The sequence below is a fragment of the Marinitoga piezophila KA3 genome (genome assembly GCF_000255135.1).
Lineage (GTDB): Bacteria > Thermotogota > Thermotogae > Petrotogales > Petrotogaceae > Marinitoga > Marinitoga piezophila.
The window spans coordinates 1,362,738-1,383,154 of sequence record NC_016751.1 but is presented as its reverse complement, the minus strand read 5'-3'; the positions used below and the strand labels follow the sequence as shown (position 1 = coordinate 1,383,154).

The following is a 20,417-nucleotide window of genomic DNA, read 5'->3' as shown; positions in this document are numbered from 1 at the left end:
TTTTTTTTAATAATAATTATTTAATTATTTGTAAACAACTATAATCAATTATAATTTATTTGTATTGATGTTTACTTATTTTTAAAATAATATTATAATTGGAATGTATAAATATCATTTATAGGAGGGAAAAGTATGTTTAAAAAACTTTTTGTTGTTTTATTAGTTATTTCTATGATGTTTTTTATGTATGCATGTGTCCAAACAGAAGAAAAACCCTCTGATAATACCGAAAACGAAGAACCCACTTATGAAATTTTAGCGCTGGCTGGATATGATGGACTTAATTTATTTGATGTAAGCGATACCTCTAAACTTACTTTATTATCACATCTCGAGTTAACTCATGAATTATTTGATCTATATAAAAAAGACAATTATATTTTCGCTGTTGGTAACAATCTATTATCAGTTTTCGATATCTCTGATCCTAAAAAACCTCTATTATTGAAAGATTATATATTCGGTGGTTACAGTGGTGATTTATTTGTAAAAAACAATCTTTTATTTATTGCAGCTGGAGACGGAGGTATAAAAATTTTTGATATCTCTGATCCCAAAAATATTAAATCTTTAACGGAATTCAATACTTCTGATCTTGCATATTCTATTTTTATTAAAGACAATTATGCTTTTGTTGCTGAAGGATCTTCAGGAATTGAAATTTTTGATATTTCTGACATAAATAATGTCGAGAAAATTACTAACTTTGATACAGACGGATATAGTCAATATGTAACTGTAAAAGACAATTATGCATTTATTGCTGATAGTCAAAATGGCATAGTTGTTATTGATATTTCTGATCCTGAAAATATTGAACAAATAACAACTTTAAAACACGAGGGAACCTATGTAGTTTATTTATACATCAGTGGAAACTATCTATTTTCTTCCGATGCTGGTGTTAAAATTTATGATATTTCAGATATTGATAATATAAAACAAATAGGTTTATATGGTGGAATGGGTACATATAAAGACTTTTATCTGGAAAATAGCATTTTATACCTTGCCGGTGATGATGGTCTAAAAATAGTCGATATTTCAGATATTAATAACCTAAAAGAGATTTCACATTATATGTTGGGAACTGCTGTATATAATTTAGGTGTTAAAGATAATTATTTATTTACTTTAGACCTATATGATGGTATTAAGATTTTTAATGTTGAAGATCCTAAAAATCCTGAATTTATAAAAACATTAAATATAACAGGATATCCAAAGAATATACTTTTTTATGATGATTTTGCATATATTGCTGGTGGTTATAATGGATTAGAAACCTTGGATATTTCAAATACAGAAGAAAGTACCATTGTTTCTCAAACATCTCTATCAAAATCCACATTTGATTTGAGTATGGATGGAACTAAATTATATGTTACAAATTTATCAACGGAAACATATATATTTGATACAACAATACCTGGAAGTCCAACGATAATAAATAAGATTACTACAACAGAAAATATTAGAAATGTATTTGCTAAAGATGATTATTTATATTTGGGTGATTATAATAAGCATTTATATATTTTTAATATTAAAGATATTAATAATCCAGAATTACTAAAAATTATCGATTTAGCTGATTCAATAAGAGACATATATGTAAATAATAATTACCTTTATGCTGCTTTAGCAAATAAAAGTATCGATATTTATAGTATTTCTGATATTTCAAATATTGAAAAAATAACCACTTTATCTTTTGACAATTATATATATTCACTTAATATTTCCGGAAATTATTTATATGTCGCTGCTTTATGGGATGGAATGAAAATATTTGATATTTCTGATATAAATAATATTCAGGAAAAAGGACATATAAACTCAAAAGATGTTACGCTATATATAAACATTTCTGGAAATTATGCATATATTGCTGATTACAAAAACGGCATAATTATAGCAGATATTTCTGATCCTTCGAATCCTGAAATAGTTAAAGATATGCCATGGGGTATATTTAACGGCATCGCAAAATAAGAAATAGGCTGGAGAAATCCAGCCTATTTCTTATTTTGAAGTCTTTTCTATATAATGCTCATAATTTAGGTCTATATAATCAAAGGATTTTTGTATTTTTTTTGCCCATTTGAGGTTTAACGGATGCTCTATTCTTGAAGAAATAACTGTTTCAAGTCCTATATCTCTAATAACGTTTAAGTATTCTGCTGTTTTTAATAATCCCCCAAATTTTGTAATTTCAAAAACAAACCCTGTTGCATAATCCTTTAATTTAAATATATCCTGAAGCGTCTTAAATGATTCATCCCAGAATATATCGTAATTTCCTAATAAATCAACAACAGCACTTTCGTTTCCAACTGGCAACGGTTGTTCTAAAGCTACTATATTATCATTTTTAAATATTTTAAGTATCTGTTTAATTTCATAATGATTGTATAATCCTTTAAAGTCTAACCAGATTGGATATTTATCAACAAACTTCTTATATTTTTCAATTTCTTCAAAATTCATCTTTTCCAAAAACTCTATTTTTAAAATTTCTGGAAATTTTATTTCTCCAAAAACAGCATAACTCATATTTTTATGAAAGTATATTTTAAATATCTCTGTATTATTTTTATTTTTTGAGAACAGCACACTTGATAAATCTAATGATTTTGAATTTAATATATAATCAGCAATTGAAAGTTCCACTGCTGTTTTCGAGGACATATCAAATTTAACTATCTGATTCATTACCTTTTCAAAATCCGCATAATTATTTAAATCCTCCCATTCCTCGGTTAATTTTCTCATTTTTTCAATTATTGCCATTGTTGTTTTATATGTTTCACCAAAATCAGGATTAGGTGTTCCTGCTCCAATTCCTTCTACACCTTCAGATTCTATTTTAAATACTGCATGTTCTATCCATTCTTTGTTTAAGTATTTTAATATACTCCTTTCCTGCCAGTAATACACACTTCTTTTTCTATTCATTATTTCACCCCGTTTTAAAAATTTTTTGTGTATGCAACACTTATTGAAGGTTTTAATTTTTCAGATATATTAAATGAAAAATTAATTTTATTATACGTTTTTATGGCTTTTAATAGCGCTTTGTAATATTTCCCAAAATTATTATAATTAAAGATTATTTTACTGCTTTTTTCTATGTATTCAATGTATATAAATTCTGTTTTGTTTTTTTCACCATTGTCAATTATAATATTTTCATTCCCATATCCAAAATAGCTATATAATTTTGCATTTTTAATCTTTAAATCACCTCTAAAATATAGAACCCATGTATCATCAAATAACCCTTTTTTAGATATATTGAAATTTATTTGAGGTATTTTTACTGAAAATAAACTTTCTTCTATTTGAGGTATATAATATTTTGTTGGAATTTTTAGGAAGATTATATAAATACTTTCATTTAAAAACTGGATGTCTATATCGTTGTATTCATTTATAGATATTCTGGTATCAAATGAAATTTTCTGAAATGGATTAATATAGTTGTTCAGTTTTGTATATTTATCAGATATATTTTTTATTTTTAAATTGAGATATTTTAACTGTTTTAAATTAGCATTTATATTAAACTCTGGTAATTTTATATATTCAATTTTAAATCCCTGTATATTTATTGGGTAAATATATTCTTCAAAAAAAGAATATGATAAATCTTTAATTTCTATTTCTTTGACATACGAGAAAATATTAATTTGTAGTATTAGTATTATAAATATTAAAATCTTATTTCTCTTCATACTGTAATTATAACACATATAAAAATACTCCCTTTCTGAAACCAGAAAGGGAGTTTTTTTATTTTATATTTTTATCTTTTTCTATTAATAACTCTACTGCTTTTATTGCTATTTGAATTGATTTTTCAAGACCATTTTCGTATTCTTCTCCTGCCTGTTTTTTATACTCTCCATCTTCACCCAGTTCTTCTCTAATTGTTATAATAGCACCTGTTCTTAAATTATAGATATTTCCAAGAACATATAATGCTGAAACTTCCATTTCTATAGCAAGAGTATTTGCTCTTACAAATAAATCCATATCTTCTGCTGCTTTTTTGGTATTAAAAAATCTTCCATAATACGAGTCTGTTGATAATACAACACCAAGATGATGTGGATTACCAATAATTCCAGCCGCCTCTTTAAGCGCTGAAATTACATCAAAATGCCCCACTGCTGGAAATGATTTTGGCAAATAATAATCCATAGTTCCATCGCCACGAATTGCTGCAGTTGGAATTATAGAGTCGCCTAATTTTAAATTTTTTTGTAAAGCACCTGTTGTGCCTATTCTAATAAATGTATGTACTCCCAGAGTTTTTAATTCTTCAACTCCTATTGAAATACATGGAGCACCCATTCCTGTAGACATTACAGATACCTTTTCGCCGTTTAAATATCCTGTCATTGTAAAATATTCTCTGTTATCTGCCACAACTTCTGCATTTTCAAGATATTTCGCAATTCTTTTTACCCTTCCTCTATCTCCAGGAAGTAATACATATTTCCCTACCTTTTCCGGGTCATAAATTCTAATGTGATATCTAAGATCTTCTCCCATTTAATCAAGCCTCCTCAATGGTGTTTTCATTAACCTTTAATAATAATATAGCTCCAATTATAAATAATATAGCCACACTTAATACGCCAAACCTTGAACTTTTGGTAATTTGCGAAAAAAATCCTACAAGGAATGGTCCTATAATTGCTGCAAATTTCCCAAAAATATTATAAAATCCAAAGAATTCTGCAGATTTTTCCTTTGGAATTAATTTGCCATATAATGACCTACTAAGAGCCTGTATTCCTCCCTGAGATGTTGCAACAAGCATTGCAAGTACCCAGAAGTCAAAAGCTGAATCAAGAAAATATCCATAAACTGTGATAAATGTATATACTGCTATTCCAGTAAATAACATTGTTTTTACATTCCATTTTTGAGCTAATTTACCATATATCAATGCAAAAGGAAAGGCTACAACCTGTGTTGCAAATAATGCCATTAATAATTGTGTAGTATCAATTCCAACATCCTTACCATATACCGTCGCCATCTTTATAATTGTTCCAACACCGTCTATATAGAAGAAATATGCTAATAAGAATAAGAATATATTTCTATAGTTTTTAATTTCTTTAAATGTTTTTCCAAGTCTTTCAAAACTGTCTTTTATCGGTGTTGAGGATTTTTCGATATAATATTCCTGATGCACATTTTTTAATAATGGAATTGTGAAAATAGCCCACCATAATGCAGTAATAACAAAAGCCAATCTCGTTGCTGTCAATGTACTTGTAAGACCTATTAATCCAGGTTTCATTATTATTGCCATACTTATTATAAACGGTATTGTACTTCCTATATATCCCCATGCAAAACCACTGGAAGATACCCAATCCATTCTATCATCAGTTGTTACATCAATAAGCATTGAATCATAGAAGATATTAGCTCCTGCAAAACCTATAGCTGAAAATATATATATTATCAAACACTGTAACCAATCACCTTCACCAACAGTAGAAAGTAAAAATGTTGCTATTACACCTATGCTCCAGAAAAATACAAGAAAACGTTTCTTGAAATTTTTATAATCTGCAACGGTTCCAAGAATTGGAGCTAATAAAGCAATAATAATAGTTGCTATTGTATTTCCATACCCCCAATATGCAGTAGACAAATAGCCATCAAGATTTTTTGCCGCAACTTCTTTAAAAAATATCGGTAAAACTGCCGTTGTTACTATTAATGAATATGCAGAATTAGCCCAGTCATACATTACCCAGCTCTTCTCTTTTTTTGTCACACTATACTCCCCCTATCTTCCTTAATTAAAATAATTCCTCCATCTCTTTCTTTATTTTTTCATATTTTACCTGATTACCTTCTTCATATAATTCCAATAATTCATTATATATATTCTTTAATTTATCCATGTTTTTAAATCTATCCATTTCAAATAATTTCTTTCTTATAACCAATGCATCTTCAAAGAAATTAACAGCCTTTTCCTTTTCTCCAAGTTTTTTATAGAGCATACCAAGATTATATAATATCATACCTTTATCTTCTCTTGAGGTTTTAAATTCTTCTGTTAGCTGATATGCTTCTTCAAAATATTTTTTGGCATTTTCCAGATTTCCCGTTTCAAGCTCAAAGGCTCCAAGATTATTTAAAATTGCAAATAATGAAGGAATATATTTTTCTCTTGCTTTTTCTGTTAAAGCTCTTCTAATTTCCAGAGCTTTTTCAAAATGCTCTCTGGCTATATCAAATTTTCCAGAATCAACATACATATTTCCCAGACTATTATGCATTACAGATGCATTAAACTGCATATCTACAGATTTATTTTTTTCACAATAGTCAAGTGCTCTTAAATAATTCTTTTCAGCCTCGCTATATCTATGTATTTCCGCATATAAATTACCAATAATATAATATAATGCATAATGATTTTCTTCTCCAACCTTATCCATTAATTTTATTACAAGATTTGCGAGAGTGGTTATATTCCCTTCTGTTGGAGATATATACTTTTTAATTTCTAATATGGAATTTAATAAATCGTTAGTATCTCCAAAAGATAAAGATATTAGATTACTCAATAGCAAAATAATTCCTTTTTCTGCATTTTCCAGTTTAATTTTTAATATATTTATTTCTTTCTTTAATATCTTATTCTGTTCTTCTAAAAACTCTATTTTTTCATCATATTTTTGAGCCTTTTCGTTTATTTTCATCTGAAGCTGCTCAAAATCTTTTTGCACATTCATTTGTTTGGGTGAAAATTCTGGCATTTCAAGTTTTTCATCCGTTTTTATTTCAACTTCACTTTCTTCACTTTCCTTTATTTCCTCTTTTTCATTTAATTCTTCTTCAATATGCTCAAGTTCTGTTATTTCATCAAGCGCATTATCTATTTCTTCTTTTTCACTCTCTTCAACTATCACATCGGCATTTTCTTCTGAACCTATTGTGTTTACATCTTCTTCATCAAGATCAAGTTCTGGCACAGATTCTTCTGATTCTACATTTTCAGTTATTTCCGCTTTTTCTTCTGTTTCCTCTTCAAGATTTAATTCTGGAATTTCTTCTTCAATTGTTTCATTTTCTTCGGTGTTTTCCATTATACTTTCTTCATTTTCTGTTTCTACAATTTCTTCAGATTTATTTTCTTCAACTACTGTATCTTCATCTAAATCCAATTCTGGAATTTCTTCTTTCTCTTCGACATCTTCAACCTTCTTTTCTTCTGTAGCCTCTTCCATCATTACCTCTTCTGTTAAACTTTCTTCATTTTTTTCTTCTATATTTTCTTCAAGGTCTAATTCTGGAATATTTTCTTCAGGTTCAAGTGATGGAATTTCTTCTTTTTCTTCTTCGAGATTTAATTCTGGCATCTCTTCAGGATTTTCTCCATCTGTTTTTTCTTCAGAAATAGTTTCCTGTACTTCTTCAACTACTTCTTCAGAATTCGGATTCTCTTCTATTAATTCTTCTGTTTCGTTTTCCAATTCATCGAGTTCAAGGTTAGGAATAACCTCTTCTAATTTAACTTCTTCCTCTTCAGGTTTTTGAGTGTCAAGATCATCTAAATTTAAATCATCTAAATTAATTTCTTCCTCTGTAATCTGTTTTTCCAATAATTCTTCTGATGAACTTTGCTCTGTTCCAATATCCATCAGTTTGTTAATTTCATCTGTGTTATCAAGTAATTCTGTCATTTCCTCCATGTTTCCCTGTTGGATTTCCTGATTTTCCTGAACTTCCTTTTTTTCTTCATTATTTTCTAACATAATGTATCCCCCCAATACTGTTTTATTGGATATCCCATTTTTTTAATTTTGAAAATAATGTCATCTTGGTAATTCCAAGAATCTTTGCTGCTCTGGATTTATTATTATTCACCCAGTTTAATGTTTTTAATGTATATCTTTTTTCAACTTCTTCAATGGTTAAACCAAGAGGCAATTCTATCTTTTCATCCACAAAACTCTCCAGCAATTTCTCTGGTAATAAACTTTTATTAAGAATATCCTCTGTAGCTATAGCAATCATTGAATATATTACGTTTTTTAACTCTCTAATATTCCCCGGCCAATAATATTTTTGAAAAATTTCTATTACATCTGGATTTACACCTTTAATATTAGTTCCAAATTCTTCATTTGCCATATCCACAAAATAATTAACCAATAGAGGTATATCCTCAATCCTTTCTCTTAGAGGTTTTGCTTCAATATTAAATACCGATAATCTAAAATATAAGTCTTCTCTAAATTGTCCTTCATTTACCAATGTTTTTAAATCTCGATTTGTGGCAGCAATTATTCTCACATCAACCTTTTTAGGTGTTGTACTGCCTATTCTTTCAACCTCTTTTGTCTCTAAAACCCTTAACAACTTTACCTGCATATTTTTAGGTAATTCACCTATTTCATCCAAAAAAAGTGTTCCACCATCTGCAATTTCGAATTTCCCGGGTTTTCCTTTTTCCGCTCCAGTAAAGGCACCCTTTTCATATCCAAAAAGCTCACTTTCAAACAATTCCTGAGGAATAGCTCCACAATTAACTGCCACAAAATTTTTTCTATTACTTGCTTCATGAATAGCTCTTGCTATTACCTCTTTACCTGTTCCGCTTTCACCGGTAATTAATACAGGTATATTCTTTTCGGCAATCATCCCAATCTTTTCTTTTAATCTTTCTATAAATTTGGATTTTCCAATTAAAAGCCCGGATTTTTGTAATTGTTCTTTTAATTTTTTTATTTCTTTTTTTAAATTTACAGTTTCAAATGCTCTATTTAATTCACTTAATAATAATTTTAAATCAACAGGTTTTTCAAGAAAATTATATACTCCCAATTTTGTGGCCTTTACTGCATCAGATATATCTCCATGTGCTGTTATAATAATTATTTCTTCAACATATTTTTTTAATTCTTCAATTATTTCCATACCATTTGTATCAGGTAATCTTAAATCGAGAATAACTACATCCGGAAGTTTTTCTTTTGCAATATTTAAACCTTCACTTCCGGTATATGCACAAAAAATATTGTATTTAAAATTTTTCAAAAAATCGCACATTGTTTCATTTAATACTTTATCGTCTTCTATTATCAAAACTTCAGGCATTATTTACCTCTTTTTTCTTTTTTAAATTAGCAAAAATTCCTAAAATCAATCCGAGAACAAAACTCCATACTGCTGCTAAAGTAATCTGCCATTCTCCCGGCAATGAAAAGGTTATTGTATGTGCTGGTACCCAGAACCATAATAATGTCAGCATTGCACCTTTTAAGCCTTCTGTTGGAATCTTTAACTTTGGCAAATTATCAAGAAATCTATGAATTATAACCAACCATGGACCAAACATTGCATTGGTAAAAAATGATTTAAAAAATGCTTCGTATATTTTTCCAGATGGAAGATAATGATGATTAACCAATTCGTGCACAAAACCGTTAAATCCTATAAATGCATACTTTATTATTACTCCTAATATAGCCCAGGATATAGCCGAATGAATAATTTTAGTTATGGATATCTTACTCTTTGTAATAAGCTTTGCAACTACTTCACCTGCTGTACCAAGAATAGCAAATTTAACCATTGCTGCAACTAATGGATTCATATGTATAATTCCTCCTTTTTAAAAATTTATTAAATTCAACTATAATAATTATAACATAAACTCCCTATTTAATAAATACTACAGTATTCAAGATTTTAAAAAAATGAAAATCAGGAATTTCATTATAACTTTGTTTTTTGCTTTTTTTCATGTATAATATTATTAAGAAAAGGTAAAAATTATTTAGGAGGTTCCCATGAAAAAATATCTTTTAACAATGATGTTCCTGTTAACTTTTACTTTTTTATTTTCACAAATCCAATGGAATACATCACCTTCCAATTATGAAATAGTACCATATAACAAAACAATAACTTTAAATTTTAATCTTATAGAAAGAGATGTCCTTTTTTATATTGTGTATCTGGGTGAAAACAAAAATAACTTAAAAGATATATATAAAGGAAAAGAAAATTATGTTCATATTCAACTTACGCCAAATAAAAATTATTTCTGGAAGGTTATTGCATATACTAAAGACAAAATTTATTCCACAGAAACATTAAAATTCTTTTTAGAACTAAAATCACCGGTTATAACCAATTGTTCTCCTGCTAATTTATACAATGTTTTTCCAGAAAATATTGAATTTAAATGGAATGTAGATTTTAATGCGAATTACATACAAAACTTCATATTATATGAAAAAAACAAAAAAATACTTGAAAAAAGGGTGGAAAATAATTCATTAAAAATTACATATTTAAAACCTGGTTTACAATACAAATGGAAAATAATAATAACCGATGAGTTTGGAAAAAAATATTATTATGGACCATATATTTTCTATACAAAACCTTACGAATTCTATATTTCAAATGAATATTCAATATTTAAAGTTAAAACCTATGGAGAATTTTTAGAAAAAAAAGAAATTTTTAATTCAAAAGATCGTATAAAAAATTATATCCCTTTTCATCAATTTATTATAATAAATATAAAAAGCAAAATTGAAATTATACATAATCTTGGAAATAAAACCTCTGAAATTTTATTAAATAATGAAATAAGCGATTTTTATATTGAAGAATATAATAATCAGGTGCTATTATATATTACAACTGATAATCAATTATGTGTTTATGATATAACCAATCCCTATTATCCCTATATTTTGAAAAAATTAAAAGGCGACTATATCTCTGTGTCAACAAACTCAAAATATATATTTTTACTCTCAAAAAACACTATTACTGTTATGAATCATAATTTTAAAAAACTAAATATATCCAGAAACTTTAATAATGTAAAAATCATTTACAATGATAATGCTGGTTTGATTATATTAACAAATGATTCAATAAAAAAGATTTCATATAAAAACAATAAATTCAAAACAGAAAAAGAATTTTCCCTTAAACTTATAAACAATTATTTTATTTCAAAAAATATAATATCTTTCTCAACCAAAAATAAGGAATTATATATTTTTGACCACAATTTAAATTTGATAAATTATCTATATTTAAATGACGGAATAAAAAGTTATTCCATATATGGAAATGGCGTATATTATTTTAACAACAAAAATGAATTAAAGATTGCTTATTTGAAAGGAAGTGAGTAACGTTGATTGCTGTTATAGGGGGAGGAATTGTTGGCACATTAATTGCCAGAGAGTTAAACAAATATGAAAAAGATGTCTATCTATTTGAAGCAAAAACGAATTTTGGTATGGGGGTAACAAAATCAAATTCTGCAGTTTTACACGGCGGTTACGATGATCCGCCGGGAACAATGAGGGCTAAACTATGTTATATGGGAAATCAGCTTTATACAGAATTGCAAAAAGAATTAAACTTCGATATGAAAAGAGTTGGTTCACATGTTGTTGCTATTGAGGATGAAGAAACACATTATATATATGAACTGCTAAAAAAAGCTGAAAGAAATGGCGTAAAAGGCGTTAGAATTGTTGAAAAACTTGAATTGCTGGAAATGGAGCCAAATATCAATCCACGAGCCAAACGTTCATTATATGCAGAATTTGCTGGAATATTTGATCCATGGATGGTTGCAATTCAGGCTGCCAAATCAGTAAGGGAAAATGGCGGTAAAACTTTTATAGGAAAAACATTAATCGATGTTGAAAAGAAAAATAACAAATTCCTTTTAAAATTTTCCGATAATACCACTTTTGAAGCAGATATTGTAATAAATGCCACAGGATTATATGCAGATGAAATTGCAAAGATGTTTGGCGATGAAGTTCCTGAAATATTTCCTGTAAAAGGTGAATATTTTTTATTATCAAAAGATTATAACTATGTCAATTCAATAATATTCCCTGTACCTACTGGAATATCAAAAGGTTGTCTCGTTTTACCTACTGTAGATGGTGGATTTTTAGTTGGACCAAATGCAAATAGAGTAATTTCCAAAAAGGATACAGCAACAACCAGAGAAGGATTAAATGAAGTAAAAGAAAAAGGTATGAAACTCGTTCCAAATCTTAATTTTAGAAGACATCTTGTGAAAACCTTTGCAGGATTACGTCCGGAAACTGAGAAAAAAGACTTTTATATAGACGTTGGAAAAAGTGGTGCTATCCACGTATCTGGAATTAGATCACCTGGTTTAACAGCAGCTCCTGCTATAGCAAAATATGTTGTTGATTATCTAATTCAGGAAAAATTGGGAATAAACCTTTCAAAAAGAAACGACTATAATCCTATCACTCAAAGAACACCTCATTTAGTTCACATTGATAGAAACGAATGGAATAAAATTATCCAGGAAGATCCAAATGCTGGAGAAATGATCTGTCATTGTAATAAAGTTACAAAAAAAGAAATCATCGATGCCATAAACAATGGTGCAAGAACCCTGGATGATATAAAATTTATGACACGTGCATCATTTGGAGAATGTCAGGGCGGATTCTGTACAGCGAAAATCCTTAAAATACTTGCTGAATATACAGGCCGAAAACCTGAAGAAATTACTCAAAATGAAAAAGGAACATGGATAGTGAATTCGAAGGTGAGAATATGAAATATAAAACAGATGTGGTAATTATAGGTGGCGGTGCTGCTGGAATGGCAGCTGCATATAGTGCAACAAGAGAAGGTGCAGATGTAATATTATTAGAACGAGATGAAGATACAGGTGGAGTATTAAATCAATGTATTCATAATGGTTTTGGTTTGCATTATTTCAAAAAAGACTTAACAGGTCCGGAATTTAAAGAGTTAGCTAAAGAAAGAATAAAAGACTTAAATATACTATATGGAACATATGTTCTGGAAGTTACAAAAGATAAAAGAATAATTTTTGTAGACAGAAGAGGTATACATGAAATTGAAACAAAAGCTCTTGTTATGGCAACAGGAGCAAGAGAACGACATTTCAATTCGTTACCAGTTCCAGGAAAGAGAATAACAGGAGTATTTACTGCAGGACTTGCACAAAGATTTATTAACTTAGAAAATTTAAAACCTGGAAATAAAGCTGTTATTCTTGGTTCTGGTGATATTGGTTTAATTATGGCAAGAAGGCTTACACTTGAAGGAATAAAGGTTGAAGCTGTACTTGAAATAATGCCTTATCCTGGTGGTCTTGAAAGAAATATCCAACAATGTTTAAGGGATTTTAATATTCCATTATATCTTTCGCACACAGTTACTGCTATAGAAGGTGAAAAAAGACTGGAAAAAGTAATAGCTTCACAGGTGGATTATAAATGGAATCCTATACCTGGAACAGAAAAAGTTTTTGATGTAGATATGTTAATTACATCTGTTGGATTAATTCCATCAACCAAACCTGTTGATTTTGTTGATGCTGATCCTGGATTTTTAGTATCAAATACTAACCAGACAAGTGAAGACTGGATATTTGCAGCAGGAAACTGTACTGTAATCTTTGATCTCGTAGATTTCGTTGCAAAAGAAGGAGAAAAAGCAGGTAAATATGCAGCATTATATGCTCAGGGAAAATATGAAAAAAAGAAATTAATTAAAGTTAGAAAAGGTGAAAACATTGGTATAGTGCATCCTGTTTATATAGATCCTACAGAAGAATCTACTTTATACATAAGGGTATCTACTGTATTTGAAAAGGCAAGTATAAAAATAAATCCTTTAGGAATTGAAAAAGTCGAAGAAGATGCTCGACCTCCAGAAATGATAGTTGTTAAAATCAGACCATTTGATGGTGAAAATATTGATGAAATCGAGGTGACAGCTGATGAACTCATCTCAAAACTTGGCTAAGGATCTCGTATGTGTTAGATGTCCAATTGGTTGTAAAGTACATGTTGAATATACTCAAAATATGGAAATAATAAATATCTCAGGAAACAGGTGTCCTCGAGGTAAAGAATATGCTATTCAGGAAATAAAAGATCCTCATAGAATACTCGTAACAAGTATAAAAGTTAAAAATGGAAAATATCCTCTCGCTTCTGTAAAAACAACTGAAGCAATTCCTTTAAGATTATTTGAGGAGGCTATGAAAGAAATAAACAAAATTGAAGTTGAAGCTCCTGTAAAAAGAGGCGATATAGTAATAGAAGGCTTCATGAACACATCTGCAAATCTTATAATAACAAGAACTGTAGAAAAGGAGTAGGATATGGAACAAAAAGACTTAATTCTGGAAACATATTCCAAAATTTCTGATCTTGTAATGGAAATAAGTTCTCTAAAAGACCTTTCCCAAATTGAAAATTCCATTAATACACTGGTAAATAGAATATTAACAGTAAATAATGCATATTTCTTAAAACCGACAGAGAAAGGTTTTGAAGAAGTAAACAACAAAAACGTTCCGGAAGAAATTATGGATCTTGTATCCTGGGCTGCAAAATCATTAAAAATATCAGTATTCCCGCTTGAAGAAGGCGGGAGTGCTTTAATTATCCCATTTTCACGATCCCAAAAATTACTGCTGATATATGCATGTGAAACTGATACAGAAGAAATTTCAAATGAAGCAACTGTATTTTTAAATATAATGAGTTTCTTAACAGCAACAATAATTGAAAACCTTGAATTATATGAAGAAATACTAAAAACAAATGAAATAATTGAAAGCAATAGAAAATTCTTAAACCAAATCCTTGATTCAATGATTAGCGGTTTAGCAGTATATGATAATGAATACAAAGAATTATTTAGAAACAAAAATTTTGAAAAGTTTGAACAGGAATATGGAAAAAAGTTAATAGAATTCATAAAAGAAGAATTGGTAAAATTAGAAATATTTGGAGAAAAAATTACCAAAGAAAAAGAGTTTGATGAACACTTTCTTTCAATAGATTTGCTAAGAACCGAAGAAGATAATTATCTTGTTATTATATCGGATATAACTGGAACAAAGGAATTGGAACGTTTAAGAAAATTAGATCAGATGAAAACAGAATTCTTATCTACTGTATCTCATGAATTGCGAACACCTTTAGCAGCTATTAAAGCTTATTCTGAATCAATTGTAGAAAGTTTAGATTTCATGGATACAGAAACCTTGAAAGATTTTATGGAAACAATACTAAATGAGGCAAATCATCTACAAAACCTATTAGATGAAATCCTCGATTTCTCAAGACTTGAAATGAAGAGTATAAATATTAAAAAAGAAGAATTTTCATTAAATGAATTAATTGATGAAGTATATTCCTCAAATAAATCAAAAGCTGAAAGCAATGATGTTAAATTGTATAAAGTTTTACCAAAAGAAAATATAATTGTTAATCTCGATAGAACAAGAGTAAAACAAATACTGTCTAATTTAATAGATAACGCCATAAAATACAGTGATAAAAGAAAAGATTTAAAATTTGTAAAAATAACCCTACAGGACAGGGGAGATAAGGTATGGATACTCGTAGAAGATAATGGAATTGGAATTCCAAAAGAACATCACGAAAAAATCTTCGAAAAATTCTATAGAGTTGATTCATCATTGACATATGAAGTTTCTGGAACAGGAATAGGGTTATCTGTTGTAAAAGAACTTGTTGAAATGCAGGGAGGAAAAATCTGGCTAAAAAGCGTTGAAAATAAGGGAACCCGTTTTTATATAGAATTTGATAAAGGAAAGTGATAAAATGGCTAATCCTACAATGAAAGAAATTTTAAAAAAATTATCCGAACTCCCAACACCTGATTTTATAATTCAACGAATAATGGACATAGCTTCCAATCCAACCTCAAATACCAAAGAACTGGAAAAAGCTGTTTTACAATCGCCACCACTGGTGGCAAAAATTTTAAAATTATGTAATTCTGCGTATTATGCATTACCACGAAAAATTACCAAAATTTCTCAGGCTATAAATATTTTAGGATTCAAAACCGTTAGAAACCTTGCTATGGGAATATTTGTCGCTGATTCTTTTTTCAGACGCGACTTTGACTTTCTTGATTCAAAAAAATTCTGGCAGCACAGTATAGCAGTTGCCATAGCTTCTGAACAACTTGCTCAAATTGTAAATTATCCTGACAAAGAAGAAATATTTTTAAGTGGGATGTTACATGATCTTGGTAAAATAGCTATGGGTATAGTAACCCCTGAAACAGTAGAAATGATATTAAACGTATCTGAATACAAAAAAGTTTCTTTTTCAAGGGCAGAACAAATGTTAAACGTAATGTCTCATACTACCCTTGGAAAAACCTTATTTGAAAATTGGAATTTACCGGAAAATGTTGTATATACTGCAGAATTCCATAACGATCCAGAAAAACTTCAAATAGATTCATTTATTATGAACGTATATATTGTACATCTTGCCAATTCAACCATAAATACTATTTATTACGGATACTCTGGAAGTTACGACATACCTGTTCCATCAGATGTCGTCTGGAACAAATTCAACATGACAGCAACAAAATACCTTGAATTTCTAAAAAATCTCGAACAAAAACTTGAAGAATCAAATGACTTCATGAATCTTGATTCATTCCTTGAAAGCGATACAGAAACGGAGGAGGATAACAATGGCTAAAGAATTTAGAAGAGAAATGATAGAATCAGAAATAATGAAAATAATAAATACAAATGTTTCAAATTTACGAGACCCTAAAATACAGGGAAAATTAATTTCAGCCACAAGGGTAGAATTATCAAGAGACAAATCATATGCAGATATATATGTTTCTGTATTTGGTGGTGATGCCGATGAAATCATTGCTGTTCTTGAAAAAGCAAAAGGATTCTTTAAAAGCATAATTGGTAGAAACATTAGAATGTATAAAATTCCAGAATTAAGATTTCATAAAGACACCGGGATTGAAGAAAGCATAAAAATTCATAAATTACTAGATGAAATATCTCAAAATAAAGGTGAAGAAAATGAATAATGGATTTCTTTTGGTTGATAAACCAGAAGGAATAACATCACACGATGTTGTAAACGAAATACGAAAAATCTTTTCAACTAAAAAAGTTGGGCATTCTGGAACATTAGACCCTTTTGCAACTGGATTATTGATAATTGGAGTAAATAAAGGAACCAGACTTTTAGAATATTTACAACATCAGGACAAGGTTTATCATGTAAAAGCAAAATTAGGAATAATAACAGATACGTTTGATATCACCGGTAAAATCACAGAAAAAAATGAATTTACAGATTCTGAAATAGAAAAACTTGAGGATACAATAATATCATTTATTGGAAAATACAAACAGGTTCCACCAATGTATTCTGCACGAAAATACAAAGGAAAAAAATTATACGAATTAGCCAGAGAAGGTAAAATAATAAAAATGCCACCCAAAGAGGTGGAGATTTATGATATCTGGAACATATCCATAAAAGACCATGGAGAATTTGAATTTACCTGCAAAGTTTCATCAGGAACATATATCCGTTCATTAATAATGGATATAGGATATAAAATAGGATGTGGAGCAGTAACCACAGAGCTCAGAAGATTAAATGTGGGCAAATTCTCAATAGACAAAGCTGTTGAATTGGAAAAAATATCTTCAGAAAATTTAATTCCTTTATTAGATGTTTTAGATTTCCCAAAAGTTATTCTAAACAATGAGGGTATTGAAAACGTAAAACATGGTCGTCAAATTGTTGTAGATAATATTATAAAATTTGAAGATTTTAAAAAGGATACCCTTGTTTCGCTAATTGATAATAAAAATAATCTACTGGCCATAGCAAAAGCAGAAAGAAACTCTTCATTTATAAACACCCTTATTAATCAAAATAGAAATGAAAGGGTTTTCAAATTAAAAAAGGTATTTATTTAATAAATACCTAAATGGGGTGAAAACATGGAAGGAAAACATCCTTATGTAAAATGGGCTATAGAAGTTATTGAAAATTACATTAAATATGGGAAAAAAATCGAAATAAGAGATAACCTTCCAGATGACCTATTAAACAAAAGAGCTGCATGTTTTGTAACTCTTCATAAATTAAACGGAGATTTAAGGGGTTGTATAGGAACAATAGAACCAGTATATGACAATCTTGCAATAGAAATACGAGAAAATGCAATTGCTGCAGCTACAAGAGATTACAGGTTTAATCCTGTTACAGCTGATGAACTCGATGACATAATGGTAAGTGTTGACGTATTAAGCGAACCTGAATACGTTGAATCAGAAGAAGATTTAGACCCGGAAATATATGGTGTAATAGTTGTTAGCGGCTGGAAAAAAGGAGTTTTACTACCAGCACTTGATGGCGTAAACACTGTTGAAGAACAATTAAGAATTGCTAAATTAAAAGCTGGTATCTTCTCAGAGCCATACGAAATATATAGATTCACAGTGGAAAGATATTTCTAAAATGAAAGAAGCATTATATTATAAAACACTTGAAAATAATAAAGTTCAATGTACATTATGTCCTCACAATTGCATAATAAAAAACAGCTCTACAGGAATATGTAGAGTGCGTAAGAATGTTGACGGAAAATTATACACATTAAACTATGGTGAAATAACAGCAATTGCAAACGATCCTATAGAAAAAAAACCCCTTTTTCATTTCCATCCAGGCGAAAACATAATATCAATAGGTACATGGGGATGTAATTTTAGATGTAAATTCTGTCAAAACTTTGAAATCTCCCAGGAATCCCCATGGAAAATCTATAAATTAACTCCACAGGACATTCTGAATCTTTTACTGGAAAACCATGCAAAAATGCTTGCATTTACATATTCAGAACCAAATATATGGTATGAATTTGTTCTCGATACTGCGAAATTAGTAAAAAAACACGGAATAAAAACCGTAATGGTAACCAACGGTTATATCTCAGAAAAACCTTTAATGGAATTATTACCCTATATAGATGCAATGAATATAGACTTAAAAGGATTCAATAATGAATTCTATGCCAAAATAATAGGCGGAAAAAAAGAACCTGTAATGAACACAATAAAATTGGCATATAATTTTATCTCAGATGTTGAAATAACAACACTTATAGTCACAGAAGGAAATGATGATGAAAGAGAATTCACAGAACTGGTAAAATGGATTTCCAGCATTTCAAAAAATATACCTTTACATATCAGCAGATATTATCCTGTGTATAAATACAACAAACCACCTACACCAATTGAAACACTTAAAAAATTCTATGAAATAGCCAGAAAACATTTAAATTTTGTATATCTTGGAAATGTCCGGGATAAACAATACGAATCAACATACTGTCCATATTGTAAAACCATGCTTATAAAACGCGAAGGATATAATATCGAAATACTAAATGTTGACGAAAAAGGAAGGTGCAAAAATTGCTTAAAAAAAATCCCTATAATTTTTTAAAAAACAAAGGTATATTATATTCCGTCATAGCAGGAATTGCAATTATCCTCACACTGTTTTTGATATTTCATAAACCTTTACCACAATATTATTCCAAAAAGGATTTTGCCCTGGGAACATGGGTTAATGTAAAGGTTGCAGGAAATAAGATTAATTCCGAAAAATTAGCCGATATCGCATTTGATGAAATGAAAAGAATAGAAAGAAAATTCAGCAAAAATATAAAAGGTAGTGTTATCTGGGAATTAAATGAAAAAAGAAGCATTATAGCAGATAAAGAAACATTATTTTTAATGAAAGCTGCTATAAATTATGCTGATTTAACAGGAGGGGCATTTGATCCAGCAATAGGTGCTCTTGTAAAATTATGGGGATTTGATGATATGAACAGTCCGAAAAGAGTTCCTTCAAAAGATGAAATAAATAATGCTTTAAAAGGTATCAGCTATAAATTTATAAAAATAGAAGGAAATAAAATTTCATTATTAAACGATGAAACAATGATTGATCTTGGCGGAATAGCAAAAGGATATGCTGTTGATATGGCAATAAACAAAATCAAAAGTCTCGATCCAAAAGCAACAGGTTTTATAGACGCCGGTGGAGACATTGGAATAATAGGTCCAAAATTTAACAGATTCCCATGGGTAATTGGAATAAGAGACCCTGATGGAAACCCTTACGATATAAAATTGCAGATATACTTAAAAGAAGGCGCAATAGTAACCTCAGGGAATTACGAACGATATTTTGAAAAAGATGGTGTAAGATATCATCATTTAATAGATCCAAAAACTGGATATCCCGCAAACTTCTATAAAAGCGTTTCAATAATATCCGACAGTGCAATGAAAGCTGATGCAATGTCAACTGCAATATTTATCCTTGGAGATAAATTACCCGATATAGACTCAATGATGCAATATGATATACAGATATACGGAATTACATCTGATAACAAAATAATTAAAACTACAGGTTTTGATTATTATTTAAAAAAGTAAATGAAATGGTGAAAAA

At 29.1% G+C, this 20,417-nt stretch carries 19 protein-coding genes; 12 read left to right on the top strand and 7 right to left on the bottom strand.

Annotation, left to right across the window (positions count from 1 at the left end; all coding sequences use genetic code 11):
* Window positions 1-135 precede the first annotated feature (135 nt).
* The gene (locus tag MARPI_RS06565) at window positions 136-1,998 is read left to right on the top strand and encodes an LVIVD repeat-containing protein (protein WP_014296810.1); all 1,863 of its coding nucleotides are present in this window, start codon (window positions 136-138) and stop codon (window positions 1,996-1,998) included.
* A gap of 30 nt (window positions 1,999-2,028) precedes the next feature.
* Here the strand turns inward: MARPI_RS06565 and MARPI_RS06560 are convergent, their stop codons facing one another.
* From MARPI_RS06560 to MARPI_RS06530, 7 genes are read right to left on the bottom strand one after another with little or no spacing between them, the layout of a single operon-like run.
* On the bottom strand, window positions 2,029-2,961 hold the full coding sequence (locus MARPI_RS06560; protein ID WP_014296809.1) for an enolase-like domain-containing protein: 933 nt from the start codon (window positions 2,959-2,961) through the stop codon (window positions 2,029-2,031).
* Window positions 2,962-2,975: 14 nt separating this feature from the next.
* Entirely contained in the window at window positions 2,976-3,758 is a 783-nt protein-coding gene (locus MARPI_RS06555; protein ID WP_014296808.1) for a hypothetical protein, read from the bottom strand.
* A gap of 40 nt (window positions 3,759-3,798) precedes the next feature.
* Entirely contained in the window at window positions 3,799-4,563 is a 765-nt protein-coding gene (locus MARPI_RS06550) for a nucleoside phosphorylase (RefSeq protein WP_014296807.1), read from the bottom strand.
* Window positions 4,564-4,567: 4 nt separating this feature from the next.
* Window positions 4,568-5,782, bottom strand: a complete 1,215-nt coding sequence (locus tag MARPI_RS06545) for an MFS transporter (RefSeq protein ID WP_050899182.1) — start codon at window positions 5,780-5,782, stop codon at window positions 4,568-4,570.
* A 52-nt stretch (window positions 5,783-5,834) separates the two neighbouring features.
* Window positions 5,835-7,802: a tetratricopeptide repeat protein gene (locus tag MARPI_RS06540; RefSeq protein ID WP_014296805.1), complete on the bottom strand. Its 1,968-nt coding sequence runs from the start codon at window positions 7,800-7,802 to the stop codon at window positions 5,835-5,837.
* A gap of 22 nt (window positions 7,803-7,824) precedes the next feature.
* Window positions 7,825-9,147: a sigma-54-dependent transcriptional regulator gene (locus MARPI_RS06535; RefSeq protein ID WP_014296804.1), complete on the bottom strand. Its 1,323-nt coding sequence runs from the start codon at window positions 9,145-9,147 to the stop codon at window positions 7,825-7,827.
* On the bottom strand, window positions 9,140-9,646 hold the full coding sequence (locus MARPI_RS06530; protein ID WP_014296803.1) for a hypothetical protein: 507 nt from the start codon (window positions 9,644-9,646) through the stop codon (window positions 9,140-9,142). Before MARPI_RS06530 ends, MARPI_RS06535 begins: the two co-directional genes overlap by 8 nt.
* A 196-nt stretch (window positions 9,647-9,842) precedes the next feature.
* Here MARPI_RS06530 and MARPI_RS06525 point away from each other — a divergent pair, with 196 nt between their 5' ends.
* Genes MARPI_RS06525 through MARPI_RS06475 form a run of 11 tightly spaced genes read left to right on the top strand, consistent with a single transcriptional unit; the run spans window position 9,843 to window position 20,401 of the window.
* Entirely contained in the window at window positions 9,843-11,213 is a 1,371-nt protein-coding gene (locus MARPI_RS06525; RefSeq protein WP_014296802.1) for a hypothetical protein, read from the top strand.
* 2 nt (window positions 11,214-11,215) lie between these two features.
* Window positions 11,216-12,640 carry an NAD(P)/FAD-dependent oxidoreductase gene (locus tag MARPI_RS06520; RefSeq protein WP_014296801.1) on the top strand — a complete coding sequence of 475 codons (1,425 nt, stop codon included), beginning with the start codon at window positions 11,216-11,218 and terminating at the stop codon, window positions 12,638-12,640.
* The gene (locus MARPI_RS06515) at window positions 12,637-13,860 is read left to right on the top strand and encodes an NAD(P)/FAD-dependent oxidoreductase (protein WP_014296800.1); all 1,224 of its coding nucleotides are present in this window, start codon (window positions 12,637-12,639) and stop codon (window positions 13,858-13,860) included. The genes MARPI_RS06520 and MARPI_RS06515 overlap by 4 nt, the downstream gene beginning before the upstream one ends.
* Window positions 13,835-14,218 (top strand): DUF1667 domain-containing protein, encoded by a 384-nt coding sequence (locus MARPI_RS06510; RefSeq protein WP_014296799.1) that lies wholly within the window; start codon window positions 13,835-13,837, stop codon window positions 14,216-14,218. The genes MARPI_RS06515 and MARPI_RS06510 overlap by 26 nt, the downstream gene beginning before the upstream one ends.
* A 3-nt stretch (window positions 14,219-14,221) precedes the next feature.
* On the top strand, window positions 14,222-15,691 hold the full coding sequence (locus tag MARPI_RS06505; protein WP_014296798.1) for a sensor histidine kinase: 1,470 nt from the start codon (window positions 14,222-14,224) through the stop codon (window positions 15,689-15,691).
* A gap of 4 nt (window positions 15,692-15,695) precedes the next feature.
* The gene (locus tag MARPI_RS06500) at window positions 15,696-16,598 is read left to right on the top strand and encodes an HDOD domain-containing protein (protein ID WP_014296797.1); all 903 of its coding nucleotides are present in this window, start codon (window positions 15,696-15,698) and stop codon (window positions 16,596-16,598) included.
* On the top strand, window positions 16,591-16,953 hold the full coding sequence (rbfA, locus tag MARPI_RS06495) for a 30S ribosome-binding factor RbfA (RefSeq protein ID WP_014296796.1): 363 nt from the start codon (window positions 16,591-16,593) through the stop codon (window positions 16,951-16,953). Before MARPI_RS06500 ends, rbfA begins: the two co-directional genes overlap by 8 nt.
* Entirely contained in the window at window positions 16,946-17,860 is a 915-nt protein-coding gene (truB, locus tag MARPI_RS06490; RefSeq protein ID WP_014296795.1) for a tRNA pseudouridine(55) synthase TruB, read from the top strand. Before rbfA ends, truB begins: the two co-directional genes overlap by 8 nt.
* Before the next feature lie 24 nt (window positions 17,861-17,884).
* A complete protein-coding gene (gene amrA / locus MARPI_RS06485) occupies window positions 17,885-18,403 on the top strand; it encodes an AmmeMemoRadiSam system protein A (protein WP_014296794.1) in 519 nt (172 codons plus the stop codon).
* 1 nt (window position 18,404) lies between these two features.
* Window positions 18,405-19,397, top strand: coding sequence for an AmmeMemoRadiSam system radical SAM enzyme (gene amrS / locus MARPI_RS06480; RefSeq protein WP_014296793.1), 993 nt, complete (start codon window positions 18,405-18,407; stop codon window positions 19,395-19,397).
* Window positions 19,367-20,401, top strand: coding sequence for an FAD:protein FMN transferase (locus tag MARPI_RS06475; protein WP_014296792.1), 1,035 nt, complete (start codon window positions 19,367-19,369; stop codon window positions 20,399-20,401). The genes amrS and MARPI_RS06475 overlap by 31 nt, the downstream gene beginning before the upstream one ends.
* Window positions 20,402-20,417 lie beyond the last annotated feature (16 nt).